Source organism: Nocardioides pollutisoli, assembly GCF_040045055.1.
In the GTDB taxonomy this organism is placed as follows: Bacteria; Actinomycetota; Actinomycetes; order Propionibacteriales; family Nocardioidaceae; genus Nocardioides; species Nocardioides tweenelious.
The window spans coordinates 1,200,522-1,217,482 of record NZ_JBDZDU010000001.1; the positions used below are offsets into that span (position 1 = coordinate 1,200,522).

Genomic DNA, 16,961 nt, shown 5'->3' on the forward strand with positions numbered 1-16,961 from the left:
GGGCGACCGCACCCCCAATGGACGGTGAACAGTGGTCGAGCACCTGCTGTCCGGCCCCGGCCCGGCCGGATTCCGCTGTTAGCGTCGCGCTCGACCGCCCACCTACTGGAGGAGCCCTCGTTGCCGCGCGCTCTCGAGCCGATGCGTTTCGGCTTCCTGATCGCCGGCACGCAGAAGGCCGCGACCAGCTCGCTCTCCGGGCTCCTCAACCAGCACCCGCAGGTGCAGCGGGCCCCGCTGAAGGAGATGCACTTCTTCGACGTCGAGCGGCGTGGCTGGCCGCACGTCGACTACTCGACGTACGAGGTCGTGCCCGACGACCCGCGCCGCCGGATCGTCGGCGACGCCACCCCGCTCTACCTCTGGTGGCCGCGGGCGATGGTGCGGATCCAGCGCTACAACCCGGACATGAAGTTCATCGTGGTCTTCCGAGACCCCCTCGAGCGGTTGTTCTCGCAGTGGTCGATGGTCGTCAACCGGTGGCCCGACCACGCGCCGACCTGGTCCGCCTTCCTCACCGAGCTCGCCCCGGACACGCTGGAGGACCGGATCCCCGAGGGGACGAACCCCAGCACCTACCGGATGCGGTCCGGGATCGTGCGCGGCTACTACGGCGCGCAGCTCGCGCGCGGCTTCGAGATGTTCGGGCGCGAGCGGTTCCACCTGGTGGAGTTCCGCGCCTTCGTCGGTCGCCCGGAGCCGGCGGTCGACGCGATCACGGACTTCCTCGGGCTGGACCGGTTCGTGCGCCAGCCGCGGCTGCCCCACGCGCTGCCCGGACGACCGGCGACCACCGACGACGTACCGACCGGGTCGGACATCACCGGCCTGGTCGAGGTCTACCGGGCCGACTTCGAGCTGTTCAAGCAGCTCTCCGGCCTCGACGTGGCGCACTGGCCGATCCAGCGGCTGATCGACGGCCGGCTCGACCCGGCCGAGCTGGCCGACCAGTTCGCAGCGAAGCTCATCCAGCCGGCGCGAGGCTGACCTCCCGCTGGTCCAGCGGCACCGTGATCGGCCGGGACTGCTCCGGCAACCAACGCTGGGTCGTGTAGGTGATCACGTGGTCGTACTCCGGCGGCGCCTCGATCCGGACCAGGCCCGCGATCTCCGCAGCCCGGCCGTCGCGCAACGCGTGGAAGACCTCCCACTCGCGCAGCTTGCGCATCGTGCGCTGGGTGGCGCCGAAGGCGTCCGGGGCGACCCAGTGGTCGAACTCGTCGCTGTCGAGGTACTTCAGCTCGACGCAGAGACCCTCGGGCAGCCGCATCCGCTCGGCGTGGCCGGGGACCATCCGCAGCTCCCACTCGTAGGCCTTCACGTGGCGGTAGTGCTCGCCCATCGGGAAGACGTACTCCTCGACGTTGACCATGTGCACGTCGAGGTAGGCGACCCGGTCGCTCTCGACGAAGAGCGGGTGGCGCGGCATGGAGACCACGGCCTCGACGTTCTCGAGCTGCCAGGCCAGGTCCGCGAAGGTGTCGACGCCCTCGACGGTGAGGACCATGTCGCCGTCCCACTTCATGGAGTACGACGTCGCGACGTGGGAGAAGGACCAGTTGTAGAAGTAGGCGAGGTTGTGGACCGACCGCTCGGGTGTCTCGAGGTGCTCGGCGCCGCAGCGGCTGACGACGAACGGGTAGTCCGTCACCACCAGTCGGTCGGCGGCGCCGACGTGGGCGGCCACCGCGCGGGCGACCGCGGCGGTGTCGTCGGTGGACTGGTTGTCGACGACGACCACGCTCTGCACCGCTCGGAAGAGCGGGGGCAGCACCCACGGCAGGCTGCGCGCCTCGTTGCGCACGCGCAGCACCGCGGTCAGCCCCGGGTCCAGCTCCCGGAAGTCGCGGGGCCAGTGGATGCGGTAGTCCTCGAGCTCCTCGAGGTTCTCGAGCCGGAGGTACTGGCTGGGCACCTCAGACCTCCTTCGGACCGGCCAGCCGGTCGATCCGACGCACGACCCGACCCACGAACCGGCGGGTGCGCAGGTAGAGGCGGCGCATGGGCGACGATGCGTCGTACGCCGCCTGCGCGGCCGCCTCGGCCTCCTCGGCCCGGGCTCGTCGGGTGGACCGGAGGAACGCCGGCCCGGCGGCCTCGATGCTCGAGCCGGCGAGCGCCTCGGCCTGCGCGTAGAGGTCGCCGTACGCGCGGCGCAGCTCGTCGAGCGAGGCGTGGACCGCGGCCTGCTCGGTCTCGCCCGGCTCGACGAGCAGGTTGAGCTGGGACCAGGTCTCCTCGGCGATCTCGCGCAGGGCGGGCGGCACGGCGAGGTCCATCCAGGACGCGCGGACCCGGTGCAGCTGGGGATCCACGAACTGGTGGATCTCCTGCATCGCCCGGGTGCCAGCGTGCTGGATCGGTTCGATGTCCAGCTCCTCGCCGACCCGCACCACGCTGCTCGTCCAGTCGGCGAGCAGGTCGTGGTAGCGCACGTAGCTGCGCGGCGAGCTGCGCGTCGCGCGCTCGGTGAAGAGCATCATGTTGGTCCAGCCCGCCAGCCGGCTGATGTCGCCCAGCTTGCCGCCGTAGTAGGTGTTCTTGCTGCCCACCACCTCGGCGGGGTGGCGCAGCATCGTGATCGTCGAGGTCGATGCTCCGCAGCGCACCGCGGCCACCCGCCACATGCCCAGGAACCACGAGATCCGCGGGTCCTTGACCACGAGCGAGTCCGAGACCGCGAACTGCTGCTGGAGCCACGCCGCGAGGTCCGAGCGGTTCCACTCACGGGTGCCGGCCCGGCCGGCGTCGAACCAGGCACCGGGGCGCGCGTCGCCGGCGTGCACGTTGACCCGGTGCAGCAGCGTGTCGTGGAAGTCCACGACCCACTGCGGCTCGCCGAAGCCCTTCGGGTTGGAGCGGTCGGCCACCACCTCGGGCTCCGGGACGTGCAGTCCCATGTGCCGCAGGATGCCGGACATCAGGCTGGTCCCACTGCGCCCGGACCCCGCCACGATCACGAGGTTGCGCGTCGGCGCGACGGGGTTCGGCGTGGCCGCCATCGCCAGGAGCTCCTCGGTGAGGGGCGGGTCGTCGACGACGGCAACGGGCCGGTGGGTGAGCATGCGGCGACCGTAGGGGTGCCGGGCGAACAGTTCCCGACCAGAGCACAAAGGGCAGGTGGCCACCGTTTCGAAGCGGTCCAGACCGGCCTACTGTCCTACGCCGTGACCTCCTCGACAGACACACGTCGTCTGACCCTCGTCGTCGGCGCGGGCCGCTCCGGGACCAGCACGGTCGCCGGGGTGCTGCGCCGGCTCGGCCTGCACGTCCCCGGGCCCGAGGTCACCACCGACCCCACCAACCCGAAGGGCTTCGCCGAGCCGCAGTGGGTCGTGGACTTCCACGACGACCTGCTCCGCCAGGCCCGGGTCGAGGTCTCGGACGCCCGCCCGGAGGCGTGGGTGCACGCGGCGGCGGTCGGCCGGGACGCCGAGGTCGCCGACCGGCTGCGCGAGTGGCTGGCAGAGCAGCTGACCGACGCCGACCACCTGCTGGTGAAGGACCCGCGGCTGCTGTGGTTCATCCCGCTGTGGACCACGACCGCGCGAGAGCTGGGCGTCGAGCCGTCGTTCGTGACGATGCTGCGACCGCCGGCCGAGGTCGTGGGCAGCAAGCGGGCGTCGTACAACCGCTGCCTCGACGACGCGCACGGCGTCGCCTCGTGGCTCAACCTGATGCTCGGCACCGAGCGGGCGACCCGGGGCGCGGACCGCGCCTTCGTCCGCTACCACGACCTGCTCGACGACTGGGTCGCGACGACCGACCACCTCGCCGCCAACCTCGGGCTCGTGCTCGACCTCGACCGGGCGCGCTCGACCCGCGAGATCGACCGGTTCGTCGACCCGGGGCTGCGCCGGGTCCGGCTCACGTGGTCCGACCTCGACCTTCCGGCGGCGGTCGCCGAGCAGGCGCGCGAGACCTGGACCCTGCTCGACCGGCTGGCGGAGTCCGGATCGCCGGCCGACCCGGGCACGGTCGAGCGGCTCGACCTGGTCCACGCCGCGCACGCCCACGGCTACCGACAGGCGGAGGCGACCGTGCGGTCGTCCCTCCGGGCGGTGCGACGCGAGTCGGCGCAGCCCGCCCCGGACGCCCCCGGGGTCCGTGAGTCGGTGCGGTTGCTGGGCGCGGCGCTGACGCGTCGTCTGCGCCCAGTTGTCACCCAGCAGTCGGCCGCGCGGCCACCGCGCTTCACCCACGCGCCCTAGCGTCCGGAGCATGCCCCGGAGCACGTTGAGCGTCGTCGTCCCGGCGTACAACGTCGAGGACTACCTCGACGAGTGTCTCGTCAGCATCCTCACCCAGTCGTACGCCGACCTCGAGGTGATCGTCGTCGACGACGGTTCCACCGACTCGACGGCCGAGGTCGCGGCCCGCTACGCCGCCACCGACGCGCGCGTGCGGCTGCACCGGCAGGACAACGTCGGGCTGGGTGCGACCCGCAACGTCGGGATCGAGCTCGCGCGCGGCGACCTGCTCGCCTTCGCGGACAGCGACGACGTCGTCTTCCCGGGCGCCTACCGGGCCCTGGTCGACAGCCTGGACGCGAGCGGCTCGGACCTCGCGATCGGGTCCGCGCACCGGCTCCGGGGCGAGAAGGCGTCCATGACGCCACTGATGCGGGAGAACCACCAGCGCCGCGTCAGCGGGGTGAACGTCGACGAGCGGCCGCTGCTGCTCGCGGACTGCTTCGCCTGGAACAAGGTCTTCCGCCGATCGTTCTGGGACCGGGCCGCGCTGCGGTTCCCGGTCGACGTCCGCTACGAGGACCAGCCCACGATCACCCGTGCCCTGGTCGAGGCGTCGCGCTTCGACTCGCTGCCGGACCCGGTCTACGGCTGGCGGGTGCGCGACGACGGCTCGTCGATCAGCCAGCAGCGCGGCGACGTCGCCGACCTCGCGGACCGGATCCGGACCAAGCGCTGGGCGACCAGCATCGTGCGTCAGCGCACGGCGCCTCTGACCCAGTTCACGTGGTACGCCCGGGTCCTGCCGGTCGACCTGTGGGAGTACTTCCGCTGCGCGCCCGATGCGTCGGAGGAGTACTGGGAGCTGCTGCGCGGCTGCCTGGCGGAGTTCTGGGGGCCGGAGACGGTCCCGCTGGCGCAGGCCGACCTGCCGGCCAGGCAACGTCGGATGGCCGAGCTGGTGGTCGCCGATCGGCGTGACGACCTGCGGGACGTCATACGGTCAGAGCATGGGGACGCACTGACCGTATGACGTCCGCGCGAGAGGTCAGAGCAGTCCGGCCTCGGTGAGGAAGTCGTGGGCGACGTCCTCGGGCTTGGCGCGGTCGACCGCCACCTTGGCGTTGAGCTCGGTGAGCTTCTCGGTCGTGAGCGCGGCCATCAGCGAGTTGAGCAGGTCGGCCACGTCGTCGTGGTCGGCCAGGAACGTGCTGCTGACCGCCGGGACGAGGTTCTGCGCCGGCTGGATCTGCTTGTCGTCCTCGAGGACCACCAGGCCCTGGGAGTCCAGGGTGCCGTCGGTCGTGCTGGTCTCGCCCAGCTCGGACTCGCCGTTGATCACCGACTGGTAGGTCTGGTCGCTGGCGTAGCCCAGCGGCAGCACCTTGGTGATGTCGATGCCGTACTGGTCGGAGAGCCCGCCCTCGCAGTCGAGACGCCCCTCGCAGTCGGGAGCCGCGGCCAGCGTGACGGACTTGCCGGAGAGGTCGGAGAGCTTGGTGACGCCCTCGGACTCGGAGTAGTCCTTGGTCACGAAGAACGCGTTGGTGTCCGTGGCCGGGGACTGGTCGAGCAGCGTGATCCCGGCGTCGTCGAGCAGGGACTTGCCCTGGTCGGCGAGCTCGGCGCCGTCACCAGCGGTGAACGGCTCGGCCTTCGCGCCGTTGGCCTTGGCGTTGAGGAAGTTGACGATGCCGCCGACGTACTCGGGCACCACGTCGATGCTCTTCGGGAACGTCGCCATGTAGGCGTCGCGGGTGTCGACGAGCTTGACGTCGGTGTCGTAACCGGCGTTGGTGAGCAGCTCGTCGTACATGGCGGCGACCAGGGCCGCCTCCGGGAAGGACTGGCCGGAGATCCGGACCGGGCCCTTGTCGGCCGAGCCCGACGAGGAGGTGCCGGTGCTCGGGTCGCTCGATGAGTCGCTCAGGTCGGAGCCGGCGCACGCGCCGACGAGGAGGAGGGAGCCGACGGCCAGGGCCGCGGCGAGGGAACGTCGTACGTGCATGGTGCTGTCACCTTCTGTGTCCCGCGGGGTTGGAGCCGCGCGTGTCCGGTCGAGCTAGTGACCAACGGCGTCGGTCTCCTCGGCAACCATAGAGCGGGTCACCGACATTCCCCGATGACGATTTGATGACGGTCCCGGGATCGGGTTGAGGGCGCGCTGGACGACGCTGGCGAGCAGCTCGAGCACCAGCGCGACCGCGGCCACGACGATCGCACCGGCGATGCCCTTGCCGTAGTTGGTGCGGTAGAAGCCGTCGGTGATGATCCGGCCCAGGCCCGGGCCGGCGACCAGGGCGGCGATGGTCGCGGTCGCCCAGACCTGCACGAGCGCCAGGCGGATGCCGGACATGATGAGCGGGGACGCGAGCGGCAGCTCGACCCGGAAGAACTTCTGCCGCCCGGTCATGCCCATCCCGTCGGCAGCCTGCTTCACGGGCGCCGAGACCTCACGGACCGCCACGTTGGCGTTGGTGATGATCGGGGGCAGCGCGAAGAGCGTGAGCGCGATGATCGTCGCGAGCCCGGCCCGGCCGTAGGGCCCGAACTCCTGCGTGCCCGGCCAGTCGGCGGTGACGAGCACCGCCAGGAGGGCGAACGTCGGCACCGCGCGGCCGATGTTGGAGACGTTGATGGCGAGCAGCCCGCCACGGCCCCGGTGGCCGAGCCACAGCGCGATCGGCAGCCCGATCAGCATCGCGACCAGCAGCGCCGTGACGCTGATCAGGAGCTGCTCGACGAGCAGCTGGAGCATCCCGCCGTCACCGGTCCAGTTGGACGCGGTGGTCAGGTAGTCCCAGGTGTCGGAGAGGACCGTCATGACCGAGCTCCTCTCGTCCAGGGGGTCACGAGCCACTGGGCACCGACGATCAGCAGGTCCAGGACGACCGCGATCAGCACGCAGAGGACCGACGCGGTCAGCAGCTCGGCGCGGAAGTTGGTCAGGACGCCGTCCGAGATCAGGTTGCCGAGCCCGCCGTACGACACGATCGTCCCGACGGTCGTGAGCGCGACGGTCGACACGGTCGCGACCCGGAGGCCGGCCATGATGACCGGCAGGGCGAGCGGCAGTTCGACCCGGAAGAGCAGCCGGGTCGGTCCGTAGCCCAGGCCCCGGGCGGACTCGCGGACGTCGTCCGGCACGCTGCGCAGGCCCTCGAGCATGCTGCGCACCAGGATCGTCAGCGAGTAGAGACCGAGCCCGATCACGACCGTGGTCATGCTCAGCCCGGTGAAGGGCACCAGCAACGGAAGCAGCGCCAGCGACGGGATCGTGTAGACCGCCGTCGCCGCGCCGACGATCCCGGCCTCGATCCGCGGCAGCCGCCGGGCGACCAGCGCCAGCGGGAAGGCGATCACCACCCCGAGCAGCACCGCGGCGAGCGTGATCTGGAGGTGCTCGACGGTCGCGTCCACCAGCTCGCTCTGCCGGTCCTGGACGTACTGCCAGCAGAACCACTCGTTGGTCAGCCGGCTGTAGCAACTCGGTTCGACAGCACTGGCTGCGGCCACGAGTAAGGTCACCGCATGGACGCTACCCCCTCGGCGGGCTCGACTCCGATGATCCGTCTCAGCGGCGTCGGCAAGACCTACGACGACGGGACGGTCGCCGTGCAGGAGCTCGACCTCGTCGTCGAGCGCGGCGAGCTGGTCTGCCTGGTCGGGCCGTCGGGCTGCGGCAAGTCGACGACGCTGAAGATGATCAACCGCCTGATCGAGCCGACCAGCGGCCGGATCGAGATCGACGGCGTCGACGTGACCGAGCAGGACCCGGTCGAGCTGCGGCGCGGCATCGGCTACGTCATCCAGCAGGTGGGGCTCTTCCCGCACCAGAAGATCATCACCAACGTGATGACGGTGCCGCTGCTGTACGGCGAGTCGAAGGCGACCGCCCGCACGCGGGCCATGGAGCTGCTCGAGCTCGTCGGGCTCGACCCCGCGACGTACGCCGACCGCTACCCGCACCAGCTCTCCGGCGGTCAGCAGCAGCGGGTCGGGGTGGCCCGCGCCCTGGCGGCGAACCCGCCCGTGCTCCTGATGGACGAGCCCTTCGGCGCCGTCGACCCGCTGGTGCGGCTGCGGCTGCAGGACGAGTTCCTGCGGCTCCACGACGACCTCGGCGTGACGGTCGTCTTCGTGACCCACGACATCGACGAGGCGGTCCGGCTCGGCGACCGGGTCGCGGTGTTCGCGACCGGGGGTCGGCTCGCGCAGTACGACCCGCCCTCGCGGCTCCTGGGCCGACCGTCCGACGACTTCGTCTCGGAGTTCGTGGGCTCCACCAGCAGCCTGCGGCGGCTCGCGGTGATCCCGCTCGACCCTGCCCACGTCGAACCGCTCGACGGCGTGCAGCTCGGCGACTTGGACGCCGCGATCGACGTCGACGCGAGCCTGGGTGACGCGCTCGCCGTGCTGCTCCGCGAGGACCGCGGGATGATCGGCGTCAAGGACGGCGCCCAGTTCGTCGGCGTGCTCACTCCCAACGGCGTGCACCGCGCGCTGCGCGCAGCCCTCGCCGACATGGCTGACGCCTAGTCGACCTGCACGTCCCGATGCCAGGACTCGGTGACGTACTTCGTCGCCCAGCCCATCGACGTGTAGAGGCCGGCAGCCCCGGTCGGTGAGTCGGCGTCGACCTCGAGGCCCACGCGGTCGCGGCCGCGCGCGGCGGCGTCGGCGATGATCGTGCGCAGCAGGCCCTTGGCCACGCCGCGGCCTCGGGCGGCCTCGAGCACGCCGAGGTAGGACACGTAGGAACCGTCCGGGCCGGTGGAGCTCTCGGAGACCGTGCCGATCAGCGCACCGACCGGCTGGGGTCCGTCGTCGCCCTCGAGCTCGGCCAGCCACCAGTGGTCCCAGCGGTGGCCCGGGTCCTCCCGGAGCCGGTGCACGAACTCCTCGAAGGTCTCCTCGCTGGAGTTGAAGTGGTCGACGAAGGCGCCCTCCAGCACCTCGTGCACCTCGCGGAGGTCGTCCTCGTCGGGCATCCCGCCGCCGGTACGCCGTACGGTCCGGAAGACCACGCCGTCGGCCTCCCAGTGCTCCGAGGACTCCACCAGCTCGGCCTCGTCGGCGACCACCGGCCGGCTCATCTGCCACCAGGTCCGGACCCGCTCGAAGCCGGACTCCGTCAGCCAGCGCGCCTGGCGCTCGTCGCCCTCGAAGGCGCCGGTGTCGATCTGCTGGGTCTCGAGCCCGCGGGCGGCGCCGACCGCGCGCGCCTGGCCCTCGGCCCACTCGACGAGCAGCTCGGAGCACTTGTCGGCGATGTCGTCGGGGAGGTCGCGCTGGACCACGTGCACGAAGAGCATCCGGCCGACCGAGCGGTCGTGCACGCTGCCCCACGCGTGGATGTCGCCCTCGCCGTCGCGCACCACGATGTTCTCGCGCATGAGCAGGCCGTGCTCCGAGACCTCGACCAGCACGTCGTCGACCCCCGACGCGGCCCAGCCGCGTCCCTCGCGCTCGTGGCCGCGCAGCAGGTGGGTCAGGCGGGCGACGTCGAACCGGTCGGTGGGGTCGGGAGTCCCGACGGTCCAGCCAGACGGAAGACCTGGGATGTCACCGAGCACGCGCTCGGGGTCGCTCTCGAACCGGTTCTCGTCAGGGATCACGATTCGTGATCATGCCGCACCGGTGCGGTGCGGAAACGTGGCACGCGACTCACGCCCGCTTGCGCAGGCCCGCCTCGGCGCTGTGCCAGGCCTGCGTGACGACGTCGAGCTCGGCGCGTACGACGTCCAGCTCCTGCTCCAGCTCGGCGACCCGGACCACGGCCTCGGCGGCCCGCTCCTCCGCCTCGGCGAGGCGGCCCTCGAGTCGCTCGGTCGAGTCGCGGCTGTCGCGCTCGGCGGCGTCGGCCCGGCGCGCCTCCTGGTTGAGCTTGCGGGTCGCCTCGGCCGCGCGGCTCTGGGCGGCGGTCAACGCGTCCTCGAGCTGGTGGACGGCGACCTCCTGGCGAGCGGCCCGCTCCTGCATGGTGTCGACGAAGGCCGCGTGCTCGGTGGTGCGCACCTCGGTCAGGCGGCGGTACTCCTTCGCCTGCTCGGCACGGTCACGCGCCGCCTCGCGACGCGCCTCGGCCAGCTCGGCGTTGGTGATCCGGGTGGCGGCGGCGCCCAGGGCGACACCGAGGACGGCGGCGGTGGTGACGAGCAGCCACGACCCGCTCACGATCGCGCCGACCACCAGGAGGGCGGCGACGGCGAGGAGGACGGCGGCGACGGTCAGCCGGGTGCTGCGCTGGCGCCGACGGCTGGACCGAGCAGTGGCCGCTGGGGCCAGTGGTGCCTGAGGGGAAGCCATGACTAGGAGGTTACGAGTCGTCAGGGTCGGATCTCACGCGACACGCACGCTCGAGCAGCATCGCTGTGACCATGATCGCCACCCCGGCCAGGCCTGCGGCGACCGACCGCCAGGCACGCTGGTTGGCGAGCTCGGCCTCGACGCCGACCCAGCTCAGGGCGTAGCCGAAGTAGCCACCGGCCATGAGCGCGCCGACGAGGGCGCAGGCACGGGCGAGCACCAGCCGGTTGACGGCCCGATGCGGATCGAGGCGTTGCTGGTGGACGTGCACGGTGCGCCAGGTGGCGTACGCCGTCGCGCCGAGGATCGCGGCGACCAGCACCAGCGCGAGCGGCTGGGCCCAGGTGATGATCGGGGCGCTGCCCCGGATCCGTTGCGAGACCGGGTGCAGCAGCCAACCACCGACCAGACCGATCAGCCCCCACGCGGTCAGCACCGCAGCGGACGTCGGCCGCAGCCGCCCGCCCGGAGACTCGTCGCCGGGCCGGCCGGCGCTCACGGCAGGGTCACTCGACTTCGAGGACCAGGTCGTCGCGGAGCTTGATGCCGCTCGAGTCGGCCTTCTCCAGCAGCTCGGCGACCGGGCCCAGGTCGGGGAACTCCGCCCCGGGGTCGACGTCGAGCCACGGGCGGAGCACGAACGCGCGCTCGGCGGCCCGCGGGTGCGGGAGCCGCAGGAAGTCCTCGTCGCTGCGACGGTCGCCAACGACGATCAGGTCGACGTCGAGCGTGCGCGGGGCGTTCTTCACGTCGCTGCGCTCGCGGTCGAAGGCGTCCTCGATCGCCAGGGCGCGATCCATCAGCCGGCTCGCTGCCAGCGTGGTGTCGATCAGGACGACGGCGTTGAGGTAGTTCTTCGCGTCGGGCGGGCAGTCGACCGGCTCGGTCTCGTAGACCGGGGAGACCCCGGTGACCCACACGTCGGGAGTGTCGGCGATCGCGTTGACGGCGCCCTGGAGGCTGGCCATCCGCTCCCCGAGGTTCGACCCCAGCGCCAGCACGGCGCGACGGATCGGACGCATCTCGCCGGTCAACGTGTCGGCGTCGATGATGTTCGGGTTGGGGGTCTCAGTCACGGGCGGCCTCACGGTTGCGGGTGATCGTCAGCGCCACGTCCGAGAACGTCGCGTCGATGGGTGCGTCCGGCTTGTGAACGGTGACCCGAGCCCATTCAACACGGTCGCCCAAGAGGCAGACATCCGCGATCCGCTGGGCCAGGGTCTCGATCAGGTCGACCGGATCCTTCTCCACGGCGGCTTTCACCGAGGTCACGAGACTCCCGTAGTCGACCGTGTCTTGCAAGTCGTCGGAAGCCGCCGCCGGGGCGGTGTCCATGCCGAGCACGAGGTCGATGACGAAGGTCTGTCCCTCCCGCTTCTCGAACTCGAACACCCCGTGGTGGCCGTAGCACTCGATCCCCAAGACAGCGAGCTCGTCCTGAGTAGCCCGCGAGGAACGAGCGGGCATATCGAAGGGCTCATCGGTCATCTGGGGCCTCCTGGTCCAGCCGCTCGAGGACCCTCAGGGCGTCCCGCGCGGCGCGTACGTCGTGCACCCGCAGGCCCCACACCCCTTGCTGGGCGAGCAGGACGGTGAGGGCGGTGTTCGCGTGCTCCCGCAACTCGACCGGCCGGGGCGTGCCACCGGTCGCGAGGAGCCTACCGAGGAACGACTTGCGGCTCGCACCGACCAGGAGCGGGTAGCCGAGGTCCTGGATGACGCTCAGCCCGTGGAGCAGCGTCCAGCTGTGCTCGCTGTGCTTGGCGAACCCGAGGCCGGGGTCGAGGACGACCCGGTCGGGCGCGATCCCCGCCGCGAGCAGCACGTCCACGCGCGCGGCGAGCTCGTCGCGCACGGCGGCGACCACACCGCCGGGGCCGTCGTAGACCGCGAAGTCGCGCATGTGGTCGGCGTGCGCGCGCCAGTGCATGGCGACGTACGTCGCTCCCGCCTCCGCGACGACCGACGGCATCCGCGCGTCGGCGAGTCCGCCCGAGACGTCGTTGACGATCGTGGCCCCGGCGGCGAGCGCCGCCTCGGCGACCTCGGCGCGCATGGTGTCGACGGACACGACCGCTCCCCCCGCGGCGAGCTCGGTGATCACCGGGATCACCCGGCCCAGCTCCTCCTCGACCAGGGGGCGGGTCGCCCCGGGACGGGTGGACTCACCGCCGATGTCGAGGATGTCGGCCCCGTCGGCGATCAGCTCACGACCGTGCGCGATCGCCGCGTCCGGCTCCAGCCAGCGACCGCCGTCGGAGAACGAGTCGGGCGTGACGTTGACGACGCCCATGAGCACCGGGATCGCCGTCATGCCCCAACGCTAGTGGTCGCCCTCGTCGCACCTCGACCAGACCATCTGGACGAGGGACTAAGACCCCGTATTATCCGTGTGACCACCGTCACCCTGCCGCCCCGAGCTCGAGGAGCCGCGATGTCCACCACCTCCATCGGCGAGACCACCGCCCAGCGTCGCGACCGGCTGGTCGCGGCAGCCATCGAGGCGGCCGGGTCCGACGACTTCGGCTCCGACAGCTGGCAGCCGGGGCTCGAGATCTACCTGCAGTCGCTCACCGAGACCGCCCAGCTCAACGAGGTCGGCGTCGGCGTCGCCGAGGACGGCGTCGTGACCGACCTGTCCAACCGCCTCCGGATTGAGGCCTGGCGCAAGGACCACCCGGCGGTGGCGGCGCAGGAGATCGTCCGGCCGATCATCATCGTCGGCCAGCCCCGCACGGGCACCACGATCCTGCACGACCTGATGGCGCAGGACCCGGCCAACCGGGCACCGCTGAGCTGGGAGATGGAGCGGCCCGTCCCCGCACCGCAGACCGCGACCTTTGAGACCGACCCCCGGATCGCCGAGGCCCAGGCGGGCTTCGACCTGGTCGACATGTTCATCCCCGGCTTCGCCGCCTTCCACGAGCTCGGTGCGCAGCTCGCCCAGGAGGACGTGCGGATCTTCACCAGCGACTTCCGGTCGATGCAGCACTCCCTTCAGTTCGAGGTCACGGCGTACAACCACTGGCTGCTGCACGAGGCCGACATGGCCCCGGCGTACGCCTGGCACCGGCGCTTCCTCCAGCACCTGCAGTCCGAGCACCACTCGGAGCGCTGGCTGCTGAAGTCGCCGGCCCACCTGTGGTGCCTGCCCGCGCTGCTGGCGGAGTACCCCGACGCCGTCGTGATCCAGACCCACCGCGACCCCCTCAAGGTGATCGCCTCGATCAGCGCCCTCGGCGCGAGCCTGCGCGAGATGACCACCGACCACTTCGAGGTCACCAGCCTGGCCGCGCAGTACGGCGAGGACATCCCGCTCGGGCTCGAGCGCGCTCTCCAGGCCCGCCACGACGGCATCTTCGCGCCGGGCCAGGTCGTCGACGTCCGCTACCAGGACATCCGCCACGACCTGATCGGCGCGGTCGCCCGGATCTACGACGAGATCGGGCTCGAGCTGACGACCGAGGCCGAGGGCCGGATGCGCGCCTTCCTCGCCGCCCACCCGGGCGACCAGGGCGGCACCCTGAAGCGCTACTCGTTCGCCGAGACCGGCCTCGACGAGGGCGCGCTGCGCGAGCGGGTCCGCGACTACCAGGAGTTCTTCGACGTGGAGTCGGAGGAGCTGGGCTGAGCGCGTCGAGCGCCGCTTGGTCGAGCTCGGGGTGGCGGCGTCCGGTCTCGGCGGCCGTGGCCGAGGAAGGCGACGACCGCTGCGCTCAGCTCCGGGCTGGGCACAGCAGGCGTCAGCGTCTGCTGTTGATGAGCGCGAACGCCTCGGCGCGGGTCGTGGCGTTGGAGCGCATGGTGCCGCGTACGGCGGACGTGATCGTCCGGGCGCCGGCCTTCTTGACCCCGCGCATCGTCATGCACAGGTGCTCCGCCTCGATCACGACGATCACGCCGCGCGCCTCGAGCAGCTCCACCAGTGCGTCGGCCACCTGGGTCGTCAGCCGCTCCTGCACCTGGGGGCGCTTGGCGTAGACGTCGACCAGTCGCGCGAGCTTGGAGATGCCGGTGATCTTGCCGGACGACGCCGGGATGTAGCCGACGTGCGCCACGCCCGTGAACGGCACGAGATGGTGCTCGCACATCGACCAGAGCTCGATGTCGCGGACCAGGACCATCTCGTCGTGCCCGATGTCGAACGTCGTGGTGAGGACGTCGGACGGGGTCATCCGCAGCCCCGCCGTGACCTCGGCGTACGCCCGCGCGACCCGGGCGGGGGTGTCGTGCAGCCCCTCGCGGTCGGGGTCCTCGCCGATCGCGATCAGCAGCTCGCGTACGGCGGCCTCCGCGCGGGCGTGGTCGAACGGAGGGATGTCTGCAGGATCCCGGTCATCGGGTCGGATCGAGTCGGTCATCCGGTCAGTGTGGCGGAAGCTGCGAGTCGGGACCCTGCGGTCCGGGGCCACCGTGGACATCGCCGCCGGACCCCGGAGGCGTCAGGATCGCTCCGGACTCCTCCTCGCCCTCGGCCGCGGGGGGTGCGTCACCGTTGGACGCGGCGAAGGCGGCGGCGTTGGCGGTGGCGCGGTCCTTGATCCACTGCGGGATCTCGACCGGCGGGATCGCCGACGGGATGCGTCGGTCGGAGCCGGTCCACGCGGGGCGCTCCGGGCGACGGCGCAGCGGCTCGAAGATGCGTGCGACCTGCTCCTTGTCGAGCGTCTCCTTGTCGAAGAGCTCGAGCACGAGCGTGTCGAGCACGTCGCGGTTCTCCTCGAGGATCTCGAACGCCTCCTGGTGGGCGACGGCGAGGAACTTCTTGGTCTCCTCGTCGATCTTCGCCGCGACGTCCTCGGAGTAGTTGCGCTGGTGGCCCATGTCGCGACCCAGGAACGGCTCGGAGTTGGAGTCGCCGAGCTTGATCGCGCCGAGCGACTCGGTCATGCCGTACTGCGTGACCATTGCCCGGGCCAGGCTCGTGGCCTTCTCGATGTCGTTGCCGGCACCCGTGGTCGGGTCGTGGAAGACCATCTCCTCCGCGGCCCGGCCGCCGAGCATGTAGGCCAGCGAGTCGAGCATCTGCGAACGGGTCTGGCTGTACTTGTCCTCGTCGGGCAGCACCATCGTGTAGCCGAGCGCACGACCGCGCGGGAGGATCGTGATCTTGTGCACCGGGTCGGTGCCGGGCAGCGCCGCTGCCACCAGGGCGTGGCCGCCCTCGTGGTAGGCCGTGATCAGCTTCTCCTTCTCGCTCATCAGGCGGGTGCGCCGCTGCGGACCTGCGATCACGCGGTCGATCGCCTCGTCCATGCTCTGCGGGGTGATCAGCTTCTCGTTGCCGCGGGCGGTCAGCAGCGCGGCCTCGTTGAGCACGTTGGCCAGGTCGGCGCCGGTGAAGCCGGGCGTACGACGGGCGACCGACAGGAGGTCGATCTCGGGGGACATCGGCTTGCCCCGCGAGTGGACCTTGAGGATCTGGTGGCGGCCCGACAGGTCGGGGGCGTCGACCGCGATCTGGCGGTCGAAGCGGCCCGGGCGCAGCAGCGCGGGGTCGAGCACGTCGGGCCGGTTGGTCGCGGCGATCAGGATGACGCCACCGCGGACGTCGAAGCCGTCCATCTCGACGAGCAGCTGGTTGAGCGTCTGCTCGCGCTCGTCGTGACCGCCGCCCATGCCGGCGCCACGGTGGCGGCCGACGGCGTCGATCTCGTCGATGAAGACGATCGCCGGGGCGTTCTCCTTGGCCTGCTCGAACAGGTCGCGCACGCGGGACGCACCGACACCGACGAACATCTCGACGAAGTCGGAGCCGGAGATGGAGTAGAAGGGGACGCCCGCCTCGCCGGCGACGGCGCGCGCGAGCAGGGTCTTGCCGGTGCCGGGAGGTCCGTAGAGCAGCACGCCCTTGGGGATCTTGGCTCCGACGGCCTGGAACTTGGCGGGCTCCTGGAGGAACTCCTTGATCTCGCCGAGCTCCTCGATGGCCTCCTCGCAGCCGGCGACGTCGGTGAACGTCGTCTTCGGCATGTCCTTGGAGATCAGCTTGGCCTTGGACTTGGCGAACTGCATGACACCGCGGCCGCCACCGCCCTGGACCTGGTTCATCAGGAAGAGGAAGAGCAGGATGATCAGCGCGAAGGGCAGCAACGTGGCCAGGATCGAGCCGAGCAGGCTCGGCTTCGGCACCTCGACGGTGTACTTCTCGATCGCGCCCTTGTCGACCTGGGCCTGGACCTCGTCCTTGATCGCGTCCTGGGTGCCGTCGAGCCAGAACGTCGTGACCTTGTCGCCGTCGTCGAGGGTCGCCTGGATCTGCTGGTCACCGTCGACGAAGGTCAGCTCCTTGATCTCGCCGGAGCTGATGTACTCCTGCATCTTCGAGGAGTCGACCTCTTTGTACCCGCCGTTGGGGGCGAGGTACTGCAGGGCGAGCAGGACTCCCACGACGGCGAGCACGATCCACAGCCATGGACCCTTGAATATGCGCTTCACAGGCTTCTCTCGGACGAACTGATC

The 16,961-nt window shown here is 71.1% G+C and carries 18 protein-coding genes; 5 read left to right on the forward strand and 13 right to left on the reverse strand.

Annotated elements, in window-relative coordinates; genetic code table 11:
* Positions 1 to 120 precede the first annotated feature (120 nt).
* Positions 121 to 987, forward strand: a complete 867-nt coding sequence (locus ABLE68_RS05830; RefSeq protein WP_348870357.1) for a sulfotransferase family protein — start codon at positions 121 to 123, stop codon at positions 985 to 987.
* On the opposite strand, the gene ABLE68_RS05835 is transcribed toward ABLE68_RS05830, so the two are convergent.
* Together ABLE68_RS05835 and ABLE68_RS05840 are read right to left on the reverse strand one after the other, a co-directional pair.
* Complete coding sequence (locus ABLE68_RS05835) at positions 965 to 1,915, reverse strand: hypothetical protein (protein ID WP_348870358.1); 951 nt, start codon at positions 1,913 to 1,915, stop codon at positions 965 to 967. The two genes, ABLE68_RS05830 and ABLE68_RS05835, sit on opposite strands and share 23 nt — an antisense overlap.
* Before the next feature lies 1 nt (position 1,916).
* Positions 1,917 to 3,065, reverse strand: a complete 1,149-nt coding sequence (locus ABLE68_RS05840) for a sulfotransferase family protein (protein ID WP_348870359.1) — start codon at positions 3,063 to 3,065, stop codon at positions 1,917 to 1,919.
* Between the two features lie 102 nt (positions 3,066 to 3,167).
* On the opposite strand from ABLE68_RS05840, the gene ABLE68_RS05845 reads away from it, so the two are divergent.
* Both ABLE68_RS05845 and ABLE68_RS05850 read left to right on the forward strand, forming a co-directional pair.
* Complete coding sequence (locus tag ABLE68_RS05845) at positions 3,168 to 4,211, forward strand: sulfotransferase family protein (protein ID WP_348870361.1); 1,044 nt, start codon at positions 3,168 to 3,170, stop codon at positions 4,209 to 4,211.
* A gap of 10 nt (positions 4,212 to 4,221) precedes the next feature.
* Complete coding sequence (locus tag ABLE68_RS05850; RefSeq protein ID WP_348870362.1) at positions 4,222 to 5,223, forward strand: glycosyltransferase family 2 protein; 1,002 nt, start codon at positions 4,222 to 4,224, stop codon at positions 5,221 to 5,223.
* A gap of 15 nt (positions 5,224 to 5,238) precedes the next feature.
* Here the strand turns inward: ABLE68_RS05850 and ABLE68_RS05855 are convergent, their stop codons facing one another.
* From ABLE68_RS05855 to ABLE68_RS05865, 3 genes are read right to left on the reverse strand one after another with little or no spacing between them, the layout of a single operon-like run.
* Complete coding sequence (locus tag ABLE68_RS05855) at positions 5,239 to 6,198, reverse strand: ABC transporter substrate-binding protein (RefSeq protein ID WP_348870363.1); 960 nt, start codon at positions 6,196 to 6,198, stop codon at positions 5,239 to 5,241.
* A 54-nt stretch (positions 6,199 to 6,252) separates the two neighbouring features.
* Positions 6,253 to 7,014 (reverse strand): ABC transporter permease, encoded by a 762-nt coding sequence (locus ABLE68_RS05860; protein ID WP_348870364.1) that lies wholly within the window; start codon positions 7,012 to 7,014, stop codon positions 6,253 to 6,255.
* A complete protein-coding gene (locus ABLE68_RS05865; RefSeq protein ID WP_348870365.1) occupies positions 7,011 to 7,718 on the reverse strand; it encodes an ABC transporter permease in 708 nt (235 codons plus the stop codon). The genes ABLE68_RS05860 and ABLE68_RS05865 overlap by 4 nt, the downstream gene beginning before the upstream one ends.
* 3 nt (positions 7,719 to 7,721) lie before the next feature.
* On the opposite strand from ABLE68_RS05865, the gene ABLE68_RS05870 reads away from it, so the two are divergent.
* Positions 7,722 to 8,729: an ABC transporter ATP-binding protein gene (locus ABLE68_RS05870; RefSeq protein WP_348870366.1), complete on the forward strand. Its 1,008-nt coding sequence runs from the start codon at positions 7,722 to 7,724 to the stop codon at positions 8,727 to 8,729.
* On the opposite strand, the gene ABLE68_RS05875 is transcribed toward ABLE68_RS05870, so the two are convergent.
* Genes ABLE68_RS05875 through folP form a run of 6 tightly spaced genes read right to left on the reverse strand, consistent with a single transcriptional unit; the run spans position 8,726 to position 12,813 of the window.
* The gene (locus tag ABLE68_RS05875; RefSeq protein ID WP_348870367.1) at positions 8,726 to 9,808 is read right to left on the reverse strand and encodes a GNAT family N-acetyltransferase; all 1,083 of its coding nucleotides are present in this window, start codon (positions 9,806 to 9,808) and stop codon (positions 8,726 to 8,728) included. The genes ABLE68_RS05870 and ABLE68_RS05875 overlap by 4 nt on opposite strands.
* 49 nt (positions 9,809 to 9,857) lie before the next feature.
* On the reverse strand, positions 9,858 to 10,499 hold the full coding sequence (locus ABLE68_RS05880) for a hypothetical protein (RefSeq protein ID WP_348870368.1): 642 nt from the start codon (positions 10,497 to 10,499) through the stop codon (positions 9,858 to 9,860).
* Positions 10,500 to 10,509: 10 nt separating this feature from the next.
* A complete protein-coding gene (locus ABLE68_RS05885; protein WP_348870369.1) occupies positions 10,510 to 10,998 on the reverse strand; it encodes a DUF3180 domain-containing protein in 489 nt (162 codons plus the stop codon).
* Positions 10,999 to 11,005: 7 nt separating this feature from the next.
* Positions 11,006 to 11,575 carry a 2-amino-4-hydroxy-6-hydroxymethyldihydropteridine diphosphokinase gene (gene folK, locus ABLE68_RS05890; RefSeq protein ID WP_348870370.1) on the reverse strand — a complete coding sequence of 190 codons (570 nt, stop codon included), beginning with the start codon at positions 11,573 to 11,575 and terminating at the stop codon, positions 11,006 to 11,008.
* Positions 11,568 to 11,987 carry a dihydroneopterin aldolase gene (gene folB / locus ABLE68_RS05895; protein ID WP_348870371.1) on the reverse strand — a complete coding sequence of 140 codons (420 nt, stop codon included), beginning with the start codon at positions 11,985 to 11,987 and terminating at the stop codon, positions 11,568 to 11,570. The genes folK and folB overlap by 8 nt, the downstream gene beginning before the upstream one ends.
* Positions 11,977 to 12,813 (reverse strand): dihydropteroate synthase, encoded by an 837-nt coding sequence (gene folP / locus ABLE68_RS05900; RefSeq protein ID WP_348870372.1) that lies wholly within the window; start codon positions 12,811 to 12,813, stop codon positions 11,977 to 11,979. The genes folB and folP overlap by 11 nt, the downstream gene beginning before the upstream one ends.
* Positions 12,814 to 12,933: 120 nt before the next feature.
* Here folP and ABLE68_RS05905 point away from each other — a divergent pair, with 120 nt between their 5' ends.
* Positions 12,934 to 14,130 carry a sulfotransferase family protein gene (locus ABLE68_RS05905; protein ID WP_348870373.1) on the forward strand — a complete coding sequence of 399 codons (1,197 nt, stop codon included), beginning with the start codon at positions 12,934 to 12,936 and terminating at the stop codon, positions 14,128 to 14,130.
* 112 nt (positions 14,131 to 14,242) lie between these two features.
* On the opposite strand, the gene folE is transcribed toward ABLE68_RS05905, so the two are convergent.
* Both folE and ftsH read right to left on the reverse strand, forming a co-directional pair.
* Positions 14,243 to 14,860 (reverse strand): GTP cyclohydrolase I FolE, encoded by a 618-nt coding sequence (folE, locus tag ABLE68_RS05910; protein WP_348870374.1) that lies wholly within the window; start codon positions 14,858 to 14,860, stop codon positions 14,243 to 14,245.
* A 4-nt stretch (positions 14,861 to 14,864) separates the two neighbouring features.
* Complete coding sequence (ftsH, locus tag ABLE68_RS05915) at positions 14,865 to 16,937, reverse strand: ATP-dependent zinc metalloprotease FtsH (RefSeq protein WP_348870375.1); 2,073 nt, start codon at positions 16,935 to 16,937, stop codon at positions 14,865 to 14,867.
* Positions 16,938 to 16,961 lie beyond the last annotated feature (24 nt).

Excerpts from the sequence above, each read along its gene's own strand:
- ABLE68_RS05855 (WP_348870363.1), bottom strand. The coding sequence starts at position 6,198 with ATGCACGTACGACGTTCCCTCGCCGCGGCCCTGGCCGTCGGCTCCCTC.
- ABLE68_RS05840 (WP_348870359.1), bottom strand. The coding sequence starts at position 3,065 with ATGCTCACCCACCGGCCCGTTGCCGTCGTCGACGACCCGCCCCTCACC.
- ABLE68_RS05880 (WP_348870368.1), bottom strand. The coding sequence starts at position 10,499 with ATGGCTTCCCCTCAGGCACCACTGGCCCCAGCGGCCACTGCTCGGTCC.
- folP (WP_348870372.1), bottom strand. The coding sequence starts at position 12,813 with ATGACGGCGATCCCGGTGCTCATGGGCGTCGTCAACGTCACGCCCGAC.
- folE (WP_348870374.1), bottom strand. The coding sequence starts at position 14,860 with ATGACCGACTCGATCCGACCCGATGACCGGGATCCTGCAGACATCCCT.
- folB (WP_348870371.1), bottom strand. The coding sequence starts at position 11,987 with ATGACCGATGAGCCCTTCGATATGCCCGCTCGTTCCTCGCGGGCTACT.
- ABLE68_RS05860 (WP_348870364.1), bottom strand. The coding sequence starts at position 7,014 with ATGACGGTCCTCTCCGACACCTGGGACTACCTGACCACCGCGTCCAAC.
- ABLE68_RS05905 (WP_348870373.1), top strand. The coding sequence starts at position 12,934 with ATGTCCACCACCTCCATCGGCGAGACCACCGCCCAGCGTCGCGACCGG.
- ABLE68_RS05870 (WP_348870366.1), top strand. The coding sequence starts at position 7,722 with ATGGACGCTACCCCCTCGGCGGGCTCGACTCCGATGATCCGTCTCAGC.
- ABLE68_RS05850 (WP_348870362.1), top strand. The coding sequence starts at position 4,222 with ATGCCCCGGAGCACGTTGAGCGTCGTCGTCCCGGCGTACAACGTCGAG.